The following is a 761-nucleotide window of genomic DNA, read 5'->3' on the forward strand; positions in this document are numbered from 1 at the left end:
GAACCAAAGCTAGAATCGAAAAAGTCCTCGAAATTGGAGAAGAAAGCAGAAGGAAATACCGATGCGGACAATCCAGAAGTAGGCGATACAATTCGCTACACGATTACGACTAAAAATACGATCGAAGATAGCTTGGTCGAAAACTTAGTTATCACCGATACGATTCCAGCAGGTTTAACGTATGTGTCAGGCAGTCTTGAAGTAGATGGCAAGTCCGTGACAGATGCGAAAGATGAAGATGCGGGTCATGTGATAGAAGGTAAAGTCACAGGTACCTTCGGTGATGTAACGGATACCAAAGAACATACGGTCACGTTCTTAGTAACGGTAGACAAAGGTCAATCAGGAAAGACGATTAAAAACATCGCCGTTGTAGGTGGAGACAATGGAGATCCAGATGAGCCAGAAGAAGAGGTCGACATTTATCCAAGAGGACCAAAACTAGAATCGAAGAAGTCCTCGAAACTGGAAACGAAAGCAGACGGAAATACAGATGAGAAGAATCCAGAAGTAGGCGATACAATTCGCTACACGATTACGACTAAAAATACAATCGAAGATAGTTTGGTAGAAAACTTAGTTATCACCGATACGATTCCAGCAGGTTTAACGTATGTGCCAGGAAGTCTAGAAGTAGATGGCAAGTCAGTGACAGATGCGAAAGACGAAGATGCCGGTCATGTGGTAGATGGCAAAGTTACAGGAACGTTTGGTAATGTGGCGGATACCGATGATCATACGGTTACCTTCTTAGTGACCGT

The 761-nt window shown here is 43.4% G+C and carries 1 protein-coding gene; it reads left to right on the forward strand.

Going from position 1 to position 761, the window contains the following annotated elements; genetic code table 11:
- Nucleotides 1-761, forward strand: a 761-nt coding sequence (locus DFR56_RS23105) for an isopeptide-forming domain-containing fimbrial protein (protein WP_158525708.1), incomplete at both ends; no start/stop codon positions are given.

This window comes from Pseudogracilibacillus auburnensis (genome assembly GCF_003201975.1).
Lineage (GTDB): Bacteria > Bacillota > Bacilli > Bacillales > Amphibacillaceae > Pseudogracilibacillus > Pseudogracilibacillus auburnensis.